Source organism: Hymenobacter defluvii, assembly GCF_017589435.1.
Lineage (GTDB): Bacteria > Bacteroidota > Bacteroidia > Cytophagales > Hymenobacteraceae > Hymenobacter > Hymenobacter profundi.
Genome location: NZ_JAGETX010000008.1, coordinates 93,650 through 114,197, shown reverse-complemented (window position 1 = coordinate 114,197; position 20,548 = coordinate 93,650). Strand labels below are relative to the sequence as shown.

The window sequence follows — 20,548 nt, the reverse complement described above, 5'->3', positions numbered from 1 at the left end:
GAGTCGTGCCGCAAAAATCCGGCGCGACTCCTACAAAGGTCGTGGTTGTCAGGTGATTTTTCCTAGCCCGGTAGTTTTGGCAGGGGGTGTTTAGCTGTTAGCTATTGGCTGATAGCTATTAGCTTCTTGTTCAACAGGAGCTAATAGCTAACAGCTAGCTAAATTACAACTCGTTCTTATGCCGCTGAATAGCGGCTTTCACGAAGCGCACAAACAGCGGGTGGGGATTCTGCACAGTGCTTTTCAGCTCTGGGTGAAACTGCCCGGCCACAAACCACGGATGGTTCGGGATTTCCACTACTTCCACCAGGCCCGTATCGGGGTTGGTGCCCGAGGCCACCATACCGCCGTTTTCGAACTGCTGGAGGTAGTCGTTGTTGAACTCGTAGCGGTGGCGATGCCGCTCGCTGATGTGGTTGCGGCCGTAGGCCTTGGCGGCCTTGGAGTTGCGGCGCAGCTCGCAGTCGTAGGCGCCCAGGCGCATGGTGCCGCCTTTCTGCGTAATAGCTTTTTGCGCCTCCATCATCGAAATGACGGGGTTCGGCGACATCGGGTCCATCTCCGTGGAGTTGGCGCCTTCCAATTGCAGCACGTGGCGGGCAAATTCCACCACGGCCACCTGCATACCCAGGCAAATCCCGAAGAACGGAATCTTGTTCTCGCGCACGTATTTCACGGCCGCAATCTTGCCCTCGAAGCCCCGTTCGCCAAAGCCCGGCGCCACCAGCACGCCATCCACGCCGTGCAGCAGCTGGGCCACGTTCTCGGCCGTGATATGCTCCGACTGAATGCTGCGCAGGTGCACTTTACACTCGTTTTGCGCGCCGGCGTGCACGAAGGCCTCGTTGATGGACTTGTAAGCGTCGGGCAGCTCCACGTACTTGCCTACCAGCGCAATCGTCACTTCCTCGGTAGGGTTTTTCAGCCGGCCCAAGAAATCCTTCCAGTTTTCCAGATCGGGATGCGTGCCACCGTTTAAGCGCAGCTTCTTGATTACACGCTCGTCGAGGTGCTCCTTTAGCATCAGCAGCGGCACCGAGTAAATGGTGTCGGCATCGAGGCTTTCGATAACGGAGTTGATGTTGACGTTGCAGAACAGCGCAATCTTGCGGCGCATCTCCGGCGGAATGGGGTGCTCGGAGCGGCATACCAAAATGTCGGGTTGCAAGCCGGCGCTGCGCAGGTCGCGCACCGAGTGCTGGGTAGGCTTGGTCTTCAGCTCACCTGCCGCTTTCAGGTAGGGTAGGAGGGTGAGGTGAATGACCAGGGAACTACTTTCCGGTAACTCCCAGCGCAACTGCCGCACCGACTCCACGAAGGGTAGGCTTTCTATGTCGCCAATGGAACCACCGATTTCCGTAATCACCACATCGAACTGGCCGGTTTCGCCCAACAGCAGCATGCGACGCTTAATCTCGTCGGTGATGTGTGGTACTACCTGCACGGTTTTGCCGAGGTAGGCGCCCTCGCGCTCCTTGGTAATCACGTGGTCGTAGATGCGGCCCGTGGTTACGTTGTTGGCCTGGGAGGTTGGGGTATTCAGAAAACGCTCGTAGTGGCCCAGGTCGAGGTCGGTTTCGGCGCCGTCGTCGGTCACGAAGCACTCGCCGTGCTCGTACGGGTTCAGTGTGCCGGGGTCGATGTTGATGTAGGGGTCGAACTTCTGGATGGTGACCCGGAAGCCCCGCGCTTGCAGCAACTTGGCAAGGGAAGCGGAAATGATTCCTTTTCCGAGAGAGGATGTCACCCCGCCGGTGACAAAAATATACTTGGCCGTTGGAGCCGCGGACGTGGAATTTCGGTCTGGCATAACGGGAAACAAAGGTACGAAAAGAACCGGGCGGGCGAGTGTTGCTTTTCGGGTATTTCTGGCGTAGGGGAGGGGGTAGGAGGGTAGATCATATAATGTAAGTCTCCTACGAGAGCTGATTACAAATCTAGACGAGTAGGGCAGTTAGCAATAGATGAAATCATGATATTTACTTGCAGGAAACAGAATAATAAACGTAGTTTGATTCCGGTTTCTATAAAAAAAAGATAGAATGTTGCTTGTTTCAAAAATGCTGCTTTTGATCCTTTCAGGATTGATAAATTATCACATATTTATTTATTTTAAAAGAAAAAATATTATAAATATAATCAATATATTAATTATAGTGTTTATTGGCGTAGTTTTATTTTGCATTGGAATATATAGCAGAGATGTTTTTAATATTAATTTGTATATTGGAAATAAAATGTTTGTAATAATATTATTCAGTTTGTTATTAATAATCTCGAAATTCGTTTTCAAATATATGATAAGAATAGTTTTGGGATTTCAAGATAAAAATATTAAATTAGGTAAAAATATTATTGATTTTATGAGTTATTTGATTATTTTTGCTCTTCCTATTATATTTTATTTGTTTGAAATATTTGTTATTATGAAAGATAAAGTTTAGTAAAAAATTACATAATATATTATATCTATTTTGCTCGTTTAGCAGAATTAAGCCTTATGCCTTTTGCTCGCATTAGGTGGTGCTGAGTGAGTACTACGCTCAAGTAGTTTGTTATATTCAAGTTATAACGTTATAGGAGCAATATATTGATAACAGATAGGAACAAAGTCGAGATAGAGATAGAAGTTATGTTGTACCTATCACGTACAAACCATCTTGTATGAACCTGAAAATAAATCACCTGCAACACGTTGGTATTCCAGTAACGGATATCGAATCGTCGGAAAAATTCTACCAGCGCCTGGGTTTCGAAAATGTGATGACTTCCACATTTAAGCACGATAGGGACGAGGGTAGGGTGATGATGATGCAGCACGGGAATATGATCATCGAACTGTATCAGATGCCCGAGCCCGAGCTAACGGAAATTAGAAAGCGAGCAAATGGCAAAATCGACCACATTGCATTCGATGTGGATGATATTGATGAAACCTTCGCCACGCTGAAAGCAAACGGTTTTCGCATTGTAGAAGAGGCGCCGGTGTATCTGGGTTTCTGGAAAAATGGCTGCAAATACCTCAATATCCTAGGGCCCGATGACGAGCGGCTGGAGTTTTGCCAGATTTTGTAGAGGCGGCGTAGCCAGTGTGCACAGTAACGTGAAGCGCTGCTTCGTGGCCGTTTGCTTCGCCAGCGCCGCACTAGCCTAGCAGAGTTGTTCTACCGGTCGCGAAGCAGCGCTTCGCGTTACAGTGTTCTTTCCGCCCTCCGCACTCGCTTGGCTCTGCCGAGTGAGCAGTAGGCCCCAGCAGCTTTGCTGCGCGCGTCTGCACTAACGTCAGGTCAATTTTACCCAAACGGCGCAAACGGATTCGGGGCGCAGCCTCTCAGGCGTAGGGCTCACTCGGCACAGCCGAGCGAGGACGCAGAGTTTAAAGCCCTAAAATCCACCCACCCCGTTTTGTTCTCCTGCGCAGCTTCCGCATCTTGCGTGTCTATGCTGACTGCTTTTTGCCGCCGCGCCGCGTTACTGGCGTTTCTGTTGCTGCCTACCCTGGCGGCTGTTGCCGCCAACCCGCCTACCCCGCGCCCGCCCGATACGGCGTGGCTCACCAAGCTGCTCACCGAATCGGCGGTGCTGCGGCAGCACCACGTGGGCGTGAGCCTGGTGGATGCAACGACGGGCGAAACGCTCTACGAGCAGCAGGCCGACCGCTACTTTCTACCGGCCAGCACCATGAAGCTGTTTTCGCTCTACGCCGGCCTGCACCTGCTGGGCGACTCCCTTCCCAGCCTGCGCTACGTGCGCCACCAGGATTCGCTGATTTTCTGGGGCACCGGCGACCCTACCCTGCTACACGGCGACGTGCCCTCGCGCCGCGCCTTCGACTTTCTGGCCAGCCGCCCCGAGAAGCTGTACTACGCCTCCGTGCCCTGCGTGCCGGCGTTCGGCCCTAGCTGGAGCTGGGACGACTACAACTATTACTACCAGCCCGAGCGTGGGCCGTTTCCGCTGTATGGGCACACCGTGCGGTTCTACGCCCGCACCGGCCCTACGCCACACCTGCGCTTGGTGCCGCACTACTTCGCGCCGGTGGTAGAGCCCATGCCCGCCAACTACCCCGCCGCCTCCGACGACCACGTGCGCCGGGCCGTGCTGGAAAACCGCTTCTTCGTGTTGCCGTGGGCCAAGAACTGGATTGACGAAACACCCTTCCGGGTAGGGCCGGAGCTGACGCGCCTGCTGTTGCAGGATACCCTGCACCGCCCCGTGACGGCCGTGCCCTTCCGCTCGCACGCCGCCGAAACCGTGTACACCCTGCGCGGCCTCCCCGCCGACTCGCTCTACCGGCGCATGTTGCAGGTGTCGGACAACTTTCTGGCCGAGCAGCTGCTGCTGATGTGCGCCGGCCAGCTTCGCCCCGATTCACTCAACTCGGCCCTACCCATCAAAGTCACGCTGGCCAACTACCTCCGCGACCTGCCCGACGCGCCGCATTGGGTAGACGGCTCGGGCCTTTCGCGCCAAAACCTCGTCACGCCCCGCGACCTGACGGTACTGCTACTCAAGCTGCACCAGGAAGTAACGGAAGCGCGCCTATTGAGCCTGCTGGCGGCTGGCGGTGGCCACGGCACCCTGCGCCGCGTGTACCGCGACCCGAAGGGTCCGTGGCTGTGGGGCAAAACCGGCACGCTCAGTAACACGCATAACCTCTGCGGCTACCTGCGTACCAAGTCGGGTAGGCTGGTGGCGTTCAGCTTTCTCAACAACAATTATGTGGTGCCCACCAGCGCCGTGCGCGCCGAGATGGAGCGCGTGCTTACGCAGGTACGAGCACGTTGGTAGGGTAGGGGACAAGCAAAAAAGCGCCTTCTCAGGTGAGAAAGGCGCTTTTCAGAACGTCATGCTGAGCGGAGTCGGAGCATCTCTACCGTGAGTAATCCTCCCTAATTGCAGTGAAGCGGTAGAGATGCTTCGACTCCGCTCAGCATGACAACAACTATCGGACGATAACCTACTTGATGTACTTGGCTAGCGTTGCGCGCAAGTCGTCGCCGCGCAGGTTGGTGGCTACAATTTTGCCGGTGGGGTCTACCAAGAAGTTCTGTGGAATAGCCTGCACGTGGTATTGCACAGCCACGTCGTTCTGCCAGCCTTTTAGGTCTGAAACCTGCGTCCAGGCCAGTTGGTCGTCGGCAATGGCTTTCAGCCATTTCTCGCGGGCCTTTTCGTTGTCGAGCGACACGCCCAGGATGTCGAAGTTCTTGGTTTTGTAGTCGTTGTAGACTTTGGTGACGTTGGGGTTTTCCTGGCGGCAGGGGCCGCACCATGACGCCCAGAAATCGACCAGCACGTATTTGCCACGGTAGTCGGCCAGGGAAACTTGCTTGCCGTCGGGGGTTTGCTGGGTGAAGTTAGGAGCTGTAGCGCCGATTGAAACGGCTTTGATGGCTTGCAGCATTTCCCCGTATTTCTTGCCTTCGGGGCTATTCTTCACTGCCGGCGACAACGACTCGTACAGCGGCGCTACCTCGGCATAGCTGGGTACGGCTCCGCCTACCTGCTTCACCGCGCCCAGGCTCACGGGCGAGTTGGGGTTGGCCTTCACAAAAGCCAGGTAGTGCTGCTTGCTCTCGGCCGAAATGGCTTCTTCGCGCTCGTCCAGCTGCTTCATAAAGGCTGGATCTTTGCGCTGCTCGGGCGAGGCGGCGCGGTAGTCGACCATCAGCGCCTTCATTTTGTCGTTGGCGGGTTTCAGAGTGGCTTGTAGCTTCTGGTGCTCCGCCGTGAGCTTGGAGCCGGTGATTTTGGCGGTGGTCAGTGAATCGGCGCTGGTGAGCATTACCGGACCTTTTTCCAGGAACAACGTCGTGCGGTCGGCCTTCATGAAATTCGCGAGCGTTTGCTTCAGCTTGCCGTCGCGGGCCAGCACCAGCATCACTTGCTGCGGTGCTTCCACGGTGCCTTTCAGCTCAAAGGCGCCGTTGGTGAGGGCGGTGGAGTCAGTAAACTTGCCGTCGCGCAGCATATATACCTTGGCCGGCGCGTTGAGCTTCCCAATTTTGCCTTTCAGGGTGTAGGGGGTAGGGGTTTGCGCCTGCGCCAGCCAGGGCGCCAGCAATAGAAAACCAAGCAGGTGTTTTTTCATGAGAGCAGAGTAGAGATAAGGTAGGGATTTGGAGGTAAGCTGTACTGAAGTAGAGTATTACGTTCAGCGGGTTGCATTACTTAATATACTTGGCCAAGGTCGTTTGCAGATCGGCGCCGCGCAGATTCACGGCTACTATTTTGCCGCTGGGGTCAACCAAGAAGTTCTGCGGAATGGCTTGTATGTGGTAGCGAGTTGCAACGTCACCTTTCGTGCCTTGTAGGTCCGATACCTGCGTCCAAGCCAACTTATCTTCCTGTACGGCTTTCACCCACCTTGCTTTTTCATCGTCCAATGATACGGCCAGGATATCGAAATTCTTGCCTTTATAAGCAATATAAGCCTTCGTAACGTTGGGATTTTCCTGGCGGCAAGGGCCGCACCACGACGCCCAGAAGTCGACCAGCACGTACTTACCGCGATAGTCGGCCAACGATACCTGTTTGCCCTCGGGGGTGTGCTGGGTGAAGTTGGGCGCCTGCGCGCCAATAGCAATAGCTTGCAACCCTGGCAATATTGCTTTGTAACGTTGCCCTTCAGGAGTGTTTTGAAGGGTAGGCGACAGCGCATTATAAAGCGATGCCAGCTCTGCATATTGGGGCACGTTGCCCGCTGCAAACTGCATCACGTCTAGGCTCACCCAGGAAGCAGGGTTGGCTTTAATGAAGGCTGCGTAGGCTTGCTGATATTCCTTGTTGATGTCATTAAATTTTTCCTGCATACGCTCCCGGAACGCTGGGTCCTTCTGTTCCTGCGGCGAGGCTTTCTGGGCTTCTGCGCCGAAAGCCTTTGTTTTGGCTACGATAGGCGCAAAAGAAGCCTTCATTTTGTTATAGTCCGCTGTCATTTGCGTACCCGTAAACGTGGCATTCGGCAGTGAATCGGGGGTAGCAACTATCACGGGGCCGGGCTCTAGAAAAAGTCTGGTACGGTTGCGGGAAAGTGAGAAACCATCTTTCAGCTTGCCATTGCGCTGCACCACAATATCCACCTCCATGGGGCGGTCAGTGGAGCCTTTAAACTCAAACGCACCATCTTTCAACACAGTGGAATCCAGTGGTTGAATACCCCGCACCAAATAGATTTTCGCTGGCGCATTGAGCTTGCCAACGGTGCCTTTCACGGTGTAGGGAAAGGACGTTTGCGCCTGCACTAGGTAGGGCGCTGCGACTAATAGGGTAAGCAGATACTTTTTCATGAAAATAGAAGTAAGCAGGTGAAAGAATAAAGCGTTTGTGTGCTACTTGATATACTTGTCTAAAGCCGCCTGCAACTCGTCGCCGCGCAGGTTAGTGGCTACTATTTTGCCACTAGGATCTACCAGGAAGTTCTGTGGAATGGCTTGTATGTGGTAGAGCTTGGCCGCCTGATTGTCCCAGCCTTTCAGGTCCGATACCTGCGTCCAGGCGAGTTGGTCCGTTTGCACAGCCTTTAGCCATTTTTCGCGGTCTTCTTCACTGTCAAGTGAAACGCTCAAAACATCGAACTTCTTGTGCTTGAACTCATTATAAAGTTTTACAACGTTAGGATTTTCGGCCCGGCACGGCCCGCACCACGAGGCCCAGAAATCAATTAATACATATTTGCCGCGGTAGTCAGCCAACGATACTGGTTTGCCCTCGGGCGTTGGCTGGGTGAAGCCAGGGGCCTGCGCACCCACGGCAGTAGCAGCCAAAACGGATAACTTCTCGCCGTATTTCTTACCTTCTGATGTGTTTTTTATTGCAGGTGACAGCGCTTTGTAAAGCGGAGCTACTTCGGCGTAGTCTGGTACCGGGCCACCAATCTGCATCACAGCGTCCAAGCTGACGTAGGAATCGGGATGAGCTTTGACGTAGGCGGCCAGTTGTTGATTACGTGCCTTGCGGCGCTGCTCATGTACGGCCTGATAAGTGGCTGCCTGCGATTCTTGGTACTGCACAACCGCCTTCCTTATCACCGAATCCGGGACAACTGGAAGAGCTTGCGGTTTCGCGCTGGCTACCTGGTTGGGCATCTTCGCCGTAACGCGGTAGGCACTGGCTGGTGGACTACTCGCCTTCTTGACCACCTGTAGCAGTTCGCCGTATTTCCGGCCTTCGGGGCTATTGCGCACCTCCGGGCTGAGCGCCTGGTAAAGCGTTCCTACTTCTGCGTAATTGGGCACAAACAAGCCGCCAGCCTGTTGAAGCGCATCTAAACTTACAAAGGAGGTAGGATTAGCCTGGGCGTATGCTTTCAGTATTTGTGTACGCTTTTTAGTAAAGATAGAGTCCTGCGCCGCTTGCCATTCTTTGATAGCCAGCGTGTCGGTAGTTTGGGGTGGTAGTTGGCGCTTGTGTTTAGCATATGCCTGTTTAATAGATGCTTGCAGCGCCTGATACTCCATCATGGGCTTTGGTCCCTTGATGATGGCTTTGTGTATTGAATCGGTGCTGCTTACTGTGATAGTGCCTTTGCTCAAGAACAACGATAATCGTTCAGCTCCCACTGTGTAAACACTTTTACCATCCCGCGCCAACAATAGCCACGCCCAACGGGGCGTGTCAACAGTGCCTGTTATTTCAAATACACCGTTGATGGGCGAGACAGAAGCGATAAAATCACCATCGCACAACATATACACCTTATCTGGTGGATTTAGCTTGCCAATAGTGCCTTTCACGGTGAAAGGAATAGGTGTTTGCGCCTTTGCTACCCAAGGCGCCGCGAGCAATAAAACAAGCAGATACTTTTTCATTGAAATAGAGTTATAAGTGAAAGAACAGGTACTACACATATAATTTTACCTAGCCTAAACGCCAAGCGCCGCGCAAAACCCGGGCGGCGTCTCCCTGGGTTCTGCGCGGCGCTTAGCACGACAGGTGGCTGAAAGACAGCCTAATATAGCACCCGAAACTTAATGGTGTGCTCTACCTGGCGCAATTCGTCCAGCAGCTCGGGCTCGTATTGCTTGTCTACATCGGTAATCACGTAGCCGATGTGCTCGTTGGTTTTCAGGTACTGCCCCAGAATGTTCACGTGGCGGGTAGCCAGCACGTTGTTGATGTGGGCCAGCACGCCGGGTACGTTGGCGTGAATGTGGATGAGGCGGTGCGCCTGCTGCTCGGGCAGTTGGATGTTGGGGAAATTGACGCTCTGCTGGGTGTTGCCGCTGTTGATGTAGTCCATGATGCGTTCGGGCACGAAGTGCGCAATGTTGCGCTGAGCCTCGGCCGTGCTGCCGCCAATGTGGGGGGTAAGCAGCACGTTGGGTAGGCCGCGCAGCTCGCTTTCAAAGCTTTCGTCGTTGGTCTTGGGCTCGTGCGGGAAAACGTCGATGGCCGCACCGCCCAGGTGGCCCGAGCGCAGAGCTTCGGCCAGGGCGGGCACGTCTACCACGTGGCCGCGGGCGTTGTTGATGAACAGCGCACCGGGCTGCATCTGGGCAAAGTGCTCGGCCCCGATGAAGTTCTTGTTCTCGGGCCGGCCGTCGATGTGCAGGGTCACGATGTCGGCTTGTTGCAGCAGCTCGTCGAGGGTGCGGCACTTGGTGGCGTTGCCGAGTTGCAGCTTCTCGGCCACATCGTAGTACAGCACTTGCAGGCCCACGGCCTCGGCTACCACCGAGAGCTGCGCTCCAATGTTGCCGTAACCCACAATACCCAGCTTTTTGCCGCGAATCTCAAATGCACCCTTCGCCGACTTGTCCCACTCGCCCTGGTGCATCTTGGGGTTTTTTTCCGGAATGCGGCGGGCTAGCATGATGATTTCGGCCAGCGTCAGTTCCACCACCGAGCGGGTGTTGCTGAACGGGGCGTTGAACACGGCCACGCCCTTTTTCATGCAGCCTGTGAGGTCGATCTGGTTGGTGCCGATGCAGAAGGCGCCTACCGCAATCAGGCGGTTGGCGGCATCCAACACGCGCTGCGTAACGTTGGTTTTGGAACGAATACCCAGGATGCTCACGCCCTGAATGCGCTCCACCAACTCGTCCTCATCCAGCCCGCCGGCCACAATCTCTACCTGGTAGCCTTCGTCGCGGAACAGCTTTTCGGCCGAGGCTTCAACATTTTCGAGTAGCAGGACGCGGATGCGATTTTTGGGGTAAGAAAGCGACATGGGTAGTTTGTTCTGGTACAAAAACTCGTCGAAAGAAGGGAGAATCTCGTCGGCGCGGGCCACTACGGCCTCGCGCGACACGTTTTCGGTGAAGGCGTAGAAGCGGTTGGCCAGACCGGCCTCGCGGATTTGGTAGTCGGTGTAGCCGTCGCCGAGGGCGTACACGTCGCCGCTCAGGTCGAGGCGGCGCAGTTGCTCAATCTTGCCACCGTCGCGGCTGAGCACGTTGTCTGTATCAAAGCCGGTGATGCGGCCTTCGTCGTCATACGTGAAGGTGTTGGCCAGCACGTAATCGGCGGTGATGCCAAAATCGGCCACCACTGGCTCAATAAACTCCCGGAAGCCACTGCTGATAATATATACCCGGCCCGGAAACTGCCGGAAAAAGTCGCCGTTGCGCCGGATGCTGTCCGATACTTTGCCCTTCAGGCGTTCTACCAGCAGCGGCAGGTGCTCACGCCGGGCCGGCAGCAGCGCTAACCGCCGCCGCAACGACTCCGAAAAATTAATACTGCCATTCATGCCCTGGTCGGTGAGGGCGCGGATTTCGCCCACAATTTTCTCCCGGCTGGGGTCGCCAGTGAGGGCAATGTCGGCTAGCTCGTCGAGGCCTTCCACTTGCGTGAACGTGCTGTCGAAGTCGATGATGAGGTAGGGGAGGGGAGCAGTAGGAGGAGAAGACATAGAAAAAGCAAGGTAGAACAGAATGACGGAACAAGCGCATCTGAAAGGTAGAACACGCTGTGTTGCGCAATTTTTTACGGTTATGGGCTATACGCTTACAACACACGCAACCGGATTCTGCCCGGAAAGATGGGGCGATTTACGCAAAGCAGCGCTTTCAAGTACCTGATTTTTATCTTTTATTCAGGCTATTATCCAGTAAGTGCGGCTGCTGTATGCGCCGCTTGCTACCCCGTGGTGCCCTCGTGCGTGCCGCCTACCCTTCCGACCCCTAACCTTTCCAAACCCCACCATTCGCATGAAAAAAATGCTACCCGCACGGGCCGTCTGGCTCTTGCTATTATTGCTGCTGGGCGCTGCTCCCGGCTACGGCCAACTACTGCGCGCCGACGGCCGCCGCATCGTGAACGACCAAGGGCAGGAGGTACTGCTACGCGGCATGGGCCTGGGCGGCTGGATGCTGCAAGAAGGCTATATGCTACAAACGGAGAGCGTTGCCAACACCCAGCACGAGCTGCGCGCCAAGATCAAGGGCCTAGTAGGCGACGCGCAAACCCAAGCGTTCTACGACGCCTGGCTCGATAACTACATCACCAAGCGCGACGTGGATTCGCTGGCGCGCTGGGGCTTCAACTCTATCCGCCTACCCCTGCACTACAACCTGTTCACGGCGCCCATTGAGGAGGAGCCGGTAGCGGGGCAAAACACCTGGCGGCCGAAGGGATTCGAGCTGACTGACCGCTTGTTGGAGTGGTGCAAGGCCAACCGCGTGTATTTGATTCTGGACCTGCACGCTACCCCCGGCGGCCAGGGTAAGGATGCCGCCATATCGGACTACGACCCCAGCAAGCCCGCCCTGTGGGAAAGCGCGGCCAACCGCCAAAAAACGGTGGCCCTGTGGCGGCGCATTGCCGAGCACTACGCCAACGAGCCCTGGATTGGCGGCTACGACCTCATCAACGAAACTAACTGGAACTTCACGGCTGGCGCCGGCGCCCAGGGCTGCGACGAGCAGACCAACGCCCCGCTCAAAGCCCTGCTCACCGACATCACCGCCGCTATCCGGGAGGTGGATAAGCAGCATATTATCTACATCGAAGGCAACTGCTTCGCCAACAACCACAACGGCTTGTGGCCCATGAGCGACAACAACGTGGTGCTGAGCTTTCATAAGTATTGGAACTACAACGACAAGGCTTCTATCCAGGGAATGCTGGATCTGAGCAGCCGCTACAACGTGCCGCTGTGGATGGGCGAGTCGGGCGAGAACTCCAATCCCTGGCACCGCGCCGCCATTAAGCTGCTGGAAGACAACCACATTGGCTGGTCGTGGTGGACGTATAAGAAGGTAGGACTGAACACGCCGCTGGAAGTGCGCAAGCCCGCCAGCTACCAGCGCCTGCTGGACTACTGGAAGGGCACCGGCACGCAGCCTTCGGCAGCCGAGGCCTCGGCTGCGCTGCTGGCGCTGGCCACTAACTACAAGGTAGAAAACTGCTTCTACCACCCCGACTACATCGACGCGATGTTCCGGCAGGTGCAAACGCCTGGCGCTACCAAGGCCTTTAAGCGCTACGCCCTGAATACCAGCATGCCACTGTTTGCCGTCGATTACGATCTAGGCCGCAACGGCGCCGCCTACTACGACCTCGACACGGCCACGTACCATACCAATACCAACACCTATCAGGCCTGGAACCAAGGCTGGAGCTACCGCAACGACGGGGTGGATATTGAAGGCAACTCCGACGCCGTGAGCACGGGTTACGGTGTGGGTTGGATTTCGACCGGCGAATGGCTGCAATACACCGTGCAAGTGCCTACTACCGGCCTCTATGATGTGCAGGTGCGCATTGCCTCGGCCAGCGGCGGCGGGCAGATTCGGTTGACCAGCAACGGCGTGCCGCTCACCAAAACCGTAACCCTACCCAGTTCCGGCGACTGGTCGAAATGGACCTCAGCCGACATCAAGGACCTGTACCTGACAGCCGGCACCAACCAGTTGCGCCTGTACGTGGTGAATGGTGGTTTCAACCTCAACTACCTGCAATTCAGTGCGCCGCACGCGGCCACGACCGCGCCGCAGCTGCTGGCAGCCACCACGGCTGAGGTAGGTAAAAGCATTGTGCTGACATTCAACCAAGCGCTGGCGGCCGTGACGACGCCCGCGGGCTTCTCGGTGCAGGTGAACGGCACGAATGCAACCGTCAGCGCGGCAGCGCAGCCCGCGGGTAGCCCGCAGCGGCTGACGCTCACGCTGGCCCGGCCCGTCACCTACGGCGACGTAGTGACGGTGAGCTACGCTGGCACTGCCGTCGCCAACGACGCCGGCGTGGCGCTGGCCGCTTTCACCAACCAGCCCGTGACGGTGGATTTGGTGAATCCGGCCACGCAGAAAATCATTCCGGGGCGCCTGGAGGCCGAGAACCTCGACGTGAATGAAGGCGTGAGCATTGGCGGCGCGGCCGACGTGGACGGCGGCTCGCAGGTGGGCTACCTCAACCCCGGCGACTATTTCGGCTACAACGTGACGGTGAAGGAAACCGGCACCTACCAGGTAGACTACCGCGTAGCCAGCGACAACGCCGGCCCCAACGTCATCAACGTGTCGAGCGTGGTGAATGGGCAGACGACGCTGCTGGAAACCCTCACGGTGGCCCGCACCAACGGCTGGCAAACCTGGCAAACCGTGTCGGGCAAGCCCTTTAGCCTGACTGCTGGCGACCAGCAGCTGCGCATCGATGTGGTATCGGGCGAGTTCAATCTGAACTGGATGCAGTTCCGCCTGACCAGCGTGCCAGCCGGTACGCCGCTGCGTGTGGTGTCGGGTGAGACTAATGCAGATGGCACGGCCGTGCTGTTGACGCTGAACCGGCCCGTGGCCCCTACCTCCGTCAGCAACAAAGGGTTCAGCCTGCTGCTGAACGGCACGGCTGCTACCATTGGTGCTGCTTCGCTGAATGCTGCTCAGCAACTGGTACTTACGCTGCCGCAATCCGCCACGCCTACCACCGTGGTGAAGGTGAGCTACGACGGGACGGGCGACGTGAAAGCCACCACCGGCGAGGCGCTGCAAGCTTTTGATGCTCAGTTTATCATCAATAAAGTAGAAGTTATTACTAACCTGATTCCGGGCAAAATCAAGGCGGCCAACTTCACCGTCAACAGTGGCCTCGAAACCGAAAACAGCTCCGACACCGACGGCGGCCTCAACGTGGGCCACGCTGACCCCGGCGACTACCTGGAGTACGTGGTGCGCGTAAACCAGTCGGGCATGTACCAGGTAGACTACCGCGTGGCCAGCGAGTCGACGGCGGGGGCGGTGAAGCTCCAGTTGATGGACAGCGGCACGGCGCAAGACCTGCACACGGCTACGTTTGCCGTCACGGGAGGCTGGCAAACCTGGCGCACTTTCACGGCGCCTACCCTGGTGCCGCTCACCGCTGGGCGCCACGTGCTGCGCGTGCTGATGCAGACCAGCTCTTTCAACCTGAACTGGCTGGAATTCAAGTATCAATCAACACTTAGCAACAAAACCGCACAGGCTGCGGCTATCCTGTCAGTGTATCCCAATCCCAGCCGCGGCAGCTTCCGGGTGCGGTTCGAAGACGGCCGGCAGCAGCCTACCCGCGTGGTGGTGCGCGACCTCACGGGTAGGGAAGTGCTTGTGCAGGTTCCTCCCAAAAATGCCACCGAAATGACCGTGTGGCACACCCTCGCGAAGGGAGTATACCTGCTCGAAGCTGAGCTGCCGAACCGCAGCGTAGTGCAGAAATTGATAGTAGAGTAAGCTACCTCTTGCCAATGAAACACAGAAAAGCCCGCTACCAACCAATGGTAGCGGGCTTTTCTGTTTGCTAGACCAGCAGCTTACTGTTTCACCACTCTGGTTTGATACACTACGCCGGTAGCATTGCGCAGGGCTAGGAAGTAGATACCAGTAGGGTAGGAGCGCAGATCGAGGACCAGGCTATTCTGGCCGTATTCCTCTGTCAACGTACGCTGGGCTACGGCTTTGCCTTGGGCATCGTATACGTGCAGTACAACCGGTGTGGGGGCGGTAGTAGTCCAGGCCAGGTGGGCTTCTTCCGTGGCAGGGTTGGGGTAAACGCTGTAGGTAACAGCTACAACAGCTTCCTGACGAGTTACTTGCGTGGCTATTACTGGGCTGTACGTAGTGGTGCCGTCGGTGTCGGTTTGGAGCAGGCGATAGTACACCAGGCCGGTGGGTGCGTTGGCATCCAGGTAGTGGTAGGAGCGTGTGCTGGTGCTGGTGCCAGCACCGCGCTGGTAAGCAACACGCTCAAAGGCAGCACCATCCACGGAGCGTTGCACCTCAAAACCCTGGTTGTCTTTCTCGGTGGCCGTGGTCCAGCGCAGCTGCACGCCGTTGTGGCTTGCCGCCGCCGTGAAAGACGTTAGCGTGACGGGTAGGGGAACCAAGGCGGCGCCGTTACCGGAACCATATACCGCAAACTCGTAGAGCGAATAGCCATACTGAGTGGTGCGGGCGGTGCCGTACATCCGTACGTAGCGGCCCTGCACGCTGAGGCCAGCATAATCGTTGAGGAGGCTGGTGTTGCCGGTCACCTTCCGTACGGTAGTCCAGGTGGTGGCATCGTTGGATACCTGCACCAGAAAGTCTTTGCCGGCTGCAGTTTCCCAGATTAGCTTGATTTCGTTGATGGTATATACTTGGCCCAAGTCCACGTACAGCCAGCCTGGGTCGATGCCGTGGGTACTTTCCCAACGTGTGTTGTCTTTCTCATCAAATGCGTTGGCTGTGGTGTTGTTGCCGAGGGTAGAGGAAGCAGTGCCGGGCTTCCCAAAGGCTAGATTGGATACGTTATACACCCCAATCTCAAACAGCGAATAGCCATATAGCTCTTGGCTGCGGGCGGTGCCGTATACCCGCACGTAACGGGCCATGGCATGCAGCGCCGAAAAGTCGTTTACCAGTTCCGTATTGCCGGTGATAGTACGGATTGTTGTCCAGTTAGTCCCATTATTGGATATCTGAAGAAGGTAGTCTTTAGCATAGGCTCCTTCCCAATTCAATTTCACCCGATCAAATGAAACGATAGAGCCCAGGTCTACATAAATCCATTCCGGATCGTGCTTAAACTGGCTCGACCACCGCGTATTTAACTTGCCATCGGTGGCCGCAGAAGCGGGGTAGCTAGCTTCGTTTTCGAAAGACGAAGCCATAGTAGGCTGATTCAGAGCAATGTTTACTACAGTCTGAGCACGGGTGCTTCCAGCTAGGATAACAAAGAAAAGTACTGCTAGTAAACGCTGGGTGAAATGCTGCATAACAACGGGTAGAAGAAACACTAATTGGATGCAGCAAAGGTAGAATGCGTATTAATGTATGTACATCTATTTCGGCGAATGTTCAGTTGTGCACGATATAATCAATAATAGACTATCTATACGCCATTATTCCTAAAAAGAGAAATAGAAATATAGTAGAGCGGAGCATTGTCTTAGCCTGCGCTGAGACAAGAGTATTACAATGAAATATTGCTATATCACCCCACGCAAAAAAGCCAACGAGCGCGCGGCTGTTGGCTTCTGCTGCTAAGACCAGTAGTGGAAAATCTACCCCTCGTATAGCTCCAGAGGTAGGCCGTCGGGGTCGGCGAAGAACGTGAAGCGCCGGCCGGTAAACTCGTCTACCCGAATGGGCTCGGTCTGGACGTTGTGCTGCATCAGGTGCGCCACGGCTGCATCCAGATCGGCTACGGCGAAGGCCAAGTGGCGCAGGCCCGCCGCCTCGGGCCGACTGGGGCGGGGCGGCGGGGTAGGAAACGAAAACAACTCGATAATGTATTGCCCATCCAGCAGCAAATCCAGCTTCCAGGAGTCGCGCGCCTCGCGGTACACCTCGCGCTCTACCTGCAAGCCTAGCACCTGCGTATAAAAGTGCTTCGAGACGGGGTAATTGGTGCAGATAATGGCAATGTGATGGACGCGTTGCAGCGCAAGCATAGGCTGTGCTTTTTTACGGTAGGGTTTTGTTTAAGTAACTGCTAGTGAAACGTTTTGCTAGCCGCGCCGCCGCACGGGCGCGTGGTTGGCCCAATCAGGGTCGTAGCTGATGCCGCCAAACAGGTAGAGCATAAAGGTGCGGGAGTAGCGCAGGCTGAGCGGAGACAGCACCACCGTCACCAAAGCCACCGCCGACACATATACCCACGTGTCGGGGTCGCCGGCGAGGTAGTAGAGCAGCACGCCCACTATCAACATAATGCCCGTGCTGAAGGCAAAGCTGATGTACATAGCGCCCCAGTAGAAACCAGTTTCTGGTTCGTAGGCCTGCCCACACACGGGGCAGCGTTCGGGCATATCGGTGAAGTGCGAAAGATTGTAGGCGCCGTGCGTAAACAGCGGCCCCTGGTGGCAGCGTGGGCAGCGCTGAGCAAGCGAAGCAAGAACAGACGATTGGATAGGTTGCATAGGGCAGCAGGAAAAAAGAACGCGCAATAGCCATTCTACGCGCAATAAGAAGCTGTGGCTGGTTCTTGTAAGAAGAGTACCCCACAACAGGTGCAAAAGTACCTTGCCCGGCCCGAGTCTGCACGGACTACTTGCGGGCAACTACAGGACAAATCAACGGGTCCGCCGAAAGACTTCGGGCGTTTGGCCGCTGTATTTGCGGAAGTATCGGCTGAAGTAAGAGGCATCTTCGAAGCCCAAGGCTGCTGCTACCTGTGCCACCGACTGCGCCGAGTGCGTGAGTAAGCGCTGTGCTTCCATCACTACCCGTTCGTGAATGAGAGAGCTGGCTGTTTTATTGAGTCGCTGTCGGCACACGGCGTTCAGGTGGTTGGCCGTGAGGTGCAGCAAGTGAGCGTAGGCGTGCACGGTGCGGTGCGTGCGAAAGTGCTGGTTGAGTAGGCGGCCAAATTCCCGAATTTGTGCTTCGCTGTGGCTGAGGGTAGGCAGCGCGGTATCGGGCTGGGCGTAGTAGCGGGTAGCCAGTTCTAGCAACAAGTGCAGGTAGGAACGAACTACTTCAGCCTGATTGGAATGGGCAGTGGTATTTTCTGCCAGCAGCCGGGCAAACAGCGGGTATAGCTCGGTTTCGTTGGGAACCAGGTAGAGAACGGGCAGCTGTGCGGGAGTGAAAAAAGGGTAATTAAACAGTTGATTCTCCGGATACCGAAACAGGTAGAAATCAGCCGTGAAAAAAACAATGATGCCCTGCACATCGGCAGATAGGTGCCAGCGGTGCACTTGGCCGGGCGCTATAAAAAACAGACTCCCCGGCCGCAGGTCGTACGTAACCAAATCGATGGTGTGCGTGCCATGGCCGGCCGTTACGTATAGCAGCAGGTAGAAATCGTGGGCATGGGCCGTGGCAACGTGGGGAAAGTTGGCAACGTGTGTCTGTAGGTGCTCTGCATAATAGGGTCGCTGCACAGGTATGCCTGGAAAAGAAGCCAACCCCAGCACGGGAAGCGTTGTCGACAATTTCATGGGTGCAAGGTAGACTGGCGGCGCTATAGTAACGTAGCGGCCTAATTGCCTATGTCTCTCGCTGGCGGGTGCAGGCGGGTACCCAGCAGTGCTGGTGGCAGCCGGTGCAAACGGACGTAGCCGCCGGCAGCTCCACAACACGGCCGCATTCGGTGCAGGCATAGCTGCCGGGCTCCGTTACGTGTGCTTGCGCTGTTTTCAGCACCTCGGGCCAAATAGGTAGGCCAGGGCGCACGGGTTCGGTGGTGGGATAGAAAAAGACGCTGATTTCGCCGGTGGCCTCCATATACATTTTGCGCACCTGCCCCAGGTGCTCTACCTGCCGCTGGCGCAGCTCACCAAACAGCTCCTTATAGGTAAGGTTGTGCTTGCGAAACTCCTCTATGTCAATCACACCGTCCTCAATCAGGCAGATGGTAGCACCTTCCAGCCAGTTGCTGAACTTTACCGACTTCTCGGTTATCCGGTTGAAAATCAGGTACAATGTGGGTACTACCACGAACACCACCGCCACGTGCAGCAGGGGCACATCTTGGTAAAACATGGCGTCGCCGCCAGCCGAGCCCAGGGCCAGAATGATGCTCAGCTCGAAGATGGACAACTGCCGCACGCCGCGCCTACCCGTTACGCGCAGAGCACCCAGCACCAGCAGGTAGGTGATGACGCAGCGCAACACAACTTCCCACAAAAAAGCCGGCGGCGCATCCTCGGACCACAACATGCGGTGCCAATCGAAAGGAGTAATCTGCTCCATAATAAACAAGCAAATAGCTACAAAACCCAACGGCCCGAACCACGCACGTGCGGATTCGGGCCGTTGGGTAGGGCTACTACGTAAACTCCTCAGTAAGCGCTGGCGTCGGTCAGGATTTTTACGTCGTCGGGGCTGAGCGTGAGGATGGTCGCCTTCATAATGTCACGCACCTGCTCCATGTTGGTAGCACTGGCAATGGGGGCCGTGAGGCCGGGTTGGGCCATAATCCAGGCGAGGGCCACCTGGGCCTGGGTGGCGTGGTGGCGTTCGGCTACCTCATCCAGAGCGGCCAGCACCTTGAAACCCCGGTCGTTCAGGTATTTCTTGCCGATGCCGCCACCGCGCTGGCTTTTCTGCAAGTCGTCTTCTGAGCGGTATTTGCCCGTGAGGAAGCCCGAAGCCAGGCCGTAATACGGAATCACGCCGATGCCGAACTCTTGCACCACAGGCAGCAATTGCTTCTCGAAGTCTTCCCGGTCGTAGAGGTTGTACTCGGGTTGCAGCGACTCGTAGCGGGGTAGGTCCTGGTCGGTGCTGGCTTGCAGGGCCGCACGCAGGCGCTCGGCCGAGAAGTTGCTGGCCCCAATGGCCCGGATTTTTCCTTCCTGAATCAGCTCGGCGTAGGCCTGCAAGGGCTCCTCTACGGGCAGCGTCTCGTCGTCTTTGTGTGACTGGTACAGGTCGATGTAGTCGGTTTGGAGGCGGCGCAGCGAGGCTTCCACCGACTTCTTAATGTAGTCTTTGGCCAGGCCCTGGGAGCCATCGCCCATCTGCATCCCTACCTTGGTGGCGATAATGATGTCGTCGCGGCGGTGGCGTTGTTGCAGCCACTTGCCAAGTATGGTTTCCGACTCGCCGCCCTGGTGGCCAGGCACCCACGCCGAGTACACGTTGGCCGTGTCGATGGCGTTGCCACCCTCGCCCACAAACGTGTCGAGTACGCGGAAAGAAGTTTGTTCATCGGCGGTCCAGCCAAATACGTTGCTGCCCAGCACCAGCGGGGCGATATACAGGCCAGAGCGGCCCAGTTCGCGTTTTTCCATGAGAAAGATTGAAAGAATAAGTGGGTAGGAACCGGGTAGGGCTCCGGGTAGTAGTACCCGATAGGCGGGCAATAAGTTTAAGCCGGCGGGTCCAGCTCGATGCGCTTGCCTGGCATGTAGTCGTTGTAATCGGCCACTACCTGCCGCAGGATTTCCATGTCCCGCGGGCAGGCCGCGGCGAAGTCCTGCCAGTGCTGCAAGGTGAGTATGATAGGCATATCAGCAATGGCCACAATACTGTCCCAGAAGGCATCCCAGCTGACACCGTACCAGTCCTCAAACGCCAATTCCCGCTTGAAAAACATATGCAAATCGGCCTTGGTGGTGAGGCCGCGGAGGTCGAGGGTGAGGTGGGGAACGGGCATGGGCGGGTGGGTAGTTTCAGGATGTAGAGACGCATACTTGCGTCTC

15 protein-coding genes are annotated in these 20,548 nt (G+C 56.3%); 3 read left to right on the top strand and 12 right to left on the bottom strand.

Going from position 1 to position 20,548, the window contains the following annotated elements; all coding sequences use genetic code 11:
* Window positions 1-163: 163 nt before the first annotated feature.
* The gene (locus tag J4D97_RS14790) at window positions 164-1,810 is read right to left on the bottom strand and encodes a CTP synthase (protein WP_208308214.1); all 1,647 of its coding nucleotides are present in this window, start codon (window positions 1,808-1,810) and stop codon (window positions 164-166) included.
* An 854-nt stretch (window positions 1,811-2,664) separates the two neighbouring features.
* On the opposite strand from J4D97_RS14790, the gene J4D97_RS14785 reads away from it, so the two are divergent.
* Together J4D97_RS14785 and J4D97_RS14780 are read left to right on the top strand one after the other, a co-directional pair.
* A complete protein-coding gene (locus tag J4D97_RS14785) occupies window positions 2,665-3,075 on the top strand; it encodes a VOC family protein (protein WP_208308213.1) in 411 nt (136 codons plus the stop codon).
* A 366-nt stretch (window positions 3,076-3,441) separates the two neighbouring features.
* On the top strand, window positions 3,442-4,791 hold the full coding sequence (locus J4D97_RS14780; protein WP_208308212.1) for a D-alanyl-D-alanine carboxypeptidase/D-alanyl-D-alanine-endopeptidase: 1,350 nt from the start codon (window positions 3,442-3,444) through the stop codon (window positions 4,789-4,791).
* 169 nt (window positions 4,792-4,960) lie between these two features.
* Here J4D97_RS14780 and J4D97_RS14775 read toward each other — a convergent pair whose 3' ends face one another.
* From J4D97_RS14775 to serA, 4 genes are all read right to left on the bottom strand, one after another.
* Window positions 4,961-6,094, bottom strand: a complete 1,134-nt coding sequence (locus J4D97_RS14775) for an AhpC/TSA family protein (RefSeq protein WP_208308211.1) — start codon at window positions 6,092-6,094, stop codon at window positions 4,961-4,963.
* Window positions 6,095-6,170: 76 nt separating this feature from the next.
* Window positions 6,171-7,292, bottom strand: coding sequence for a TlpA disulfide reductase family protein (locus J4D97_RS14770; protein WP_208308210.1), 1,122 nt, complete (start codon window positions 7,290-7,292; stop codon window positions 6,171-6,173).
* Window positions 7,293-7,334: 42 nt separating this feature from the next.
* On the bottom strand, window positions 7,335-8,813 hold the full coding sequence (locus J4D97_RS14765) for a TlpA disulfide reductase family protein (protein WP_208308209.1): 1,479 nt from the start codon (window positions 8,811-8,813) through the stop codon (window positions 7,335-7,337).
* Window positions 8,814-8,953: 140 nt separating this feature from the next.
* A complete protein-coding gene (serA, locus tag J4D97_RS14760; RefSeq protein ID WP_208308208.1) occupies window positions 8,954-10,858 on the bottom strand; it encodes a phosphoglycerate dehydrogenase in 1,905 nt (634 codons plus the stop codon).
* 298 nt (window positions 10,859-11,156) lie between these two features.
* On the opposite strand from serA, the gene J4D97_RS14755 reads away from it, so the two are divergent.
* Entirely contained in the window at window positions 11,157-14,648 is a 3,492-nt protein-coding gene (locus J4D97_RS14755) for a carbohydrate-binding protein (RefSeq protein WP_208308207.1), read from the top strand.
* Between the two features lie 80 nt (window positions 14,649-14,728).
* On the opposite strand, the gene J4D97_RS14750 is transcribed toward J4D97_RS14755, so the two are convergent.
* The 7 genes from J4D97_RS14750 to J4D97_RS14720 form a co-directional block, all read right to left on the bottom strand.
* Window positions 14,729-16,066, bottom strand: a complete 1,338-nt coding sequence (locus tag J4D97_RS14750; RefSeq protein WP_208308206.1) for a discoidin domain-containing protein — start codon at window positions 16,064-16,066, stop codon at window positions 14,729-14,731.
* Window positions 16,067-16,459: 393 nt separating this feature from the next.
* On the bottom strand, window positions 16,460-16,849 hold the full coding sequence (locus J4D97_RS14745; RefSeq protein ID WP_185280839.1) for a VOC family protein: 390 nt from the start codon (window positions 16,847-16,849) through the stop codon (window positions 16,460-16,462).
* A 57-nt stretch (window positions 16,850-16,906) separates the two neighbouring features.
* The gene (locus J4D97_RS14740; RefSeq protein WP_243900330.1) at window positions 16,907-17,317 is read right to left on the bottom strand and encodes a DUF983 domain-containing protein; all 411 of its coding nucleotides are present in this window, start codon (window positions 17,315-17,317) and stop codon (window positions 16,907-16,909) included.
* A gap of 153 nt (window positions 17,318-17,470) precedes the next feature.
* Window positions 17,471-18,340, bottom strand: a complete 870-nt coding sequence (locus J4D97_RS14735; protein ID WP_208308205.1) for an AraC family transcriptional regulator — start codon at window positions 18,338-18,340, stop codon at window positions 17,471-17,473.
* Between the two features lie 49 nt (window positions 18,341-18,389).
* A complete protein-coding gene (locus J4D97_RS14730) occupies window positions 18,390-19,094 on the bottom strand; it encodes a DUF421 domain-containing protein (RefSeq protein WP_208308204.1) in 705 nt (234 codons plus the stop codon).
* An 89-nt stretch (window positions 19,095-19,183) separates the two neighbouring features.
* Window positions 19,184-20,137, bottom strand: a complete 954-nt coding sequence (locus J4D97_RS14725) for an aldo/keto reductase (protein WP_208308203.1) — start codon at window positions 20,135-20,137, stop codon at window positions 19,184-19,186.
* A 77-nt stretch (window positions 20,138-20,214) separates the two neighbouring features.
* Complete coding sequence (locus tag J4D97_RS14720; protein WP_208308202.1) at window positions 20,215-20,502, bottom strand: barstar family protein; 288 nt, start codon at window positions 20,500-20,502, stop codon at window positions 20,215-20,217.
* Window positions 20,503-20,548: the final 46 nt, after the last annotated feature.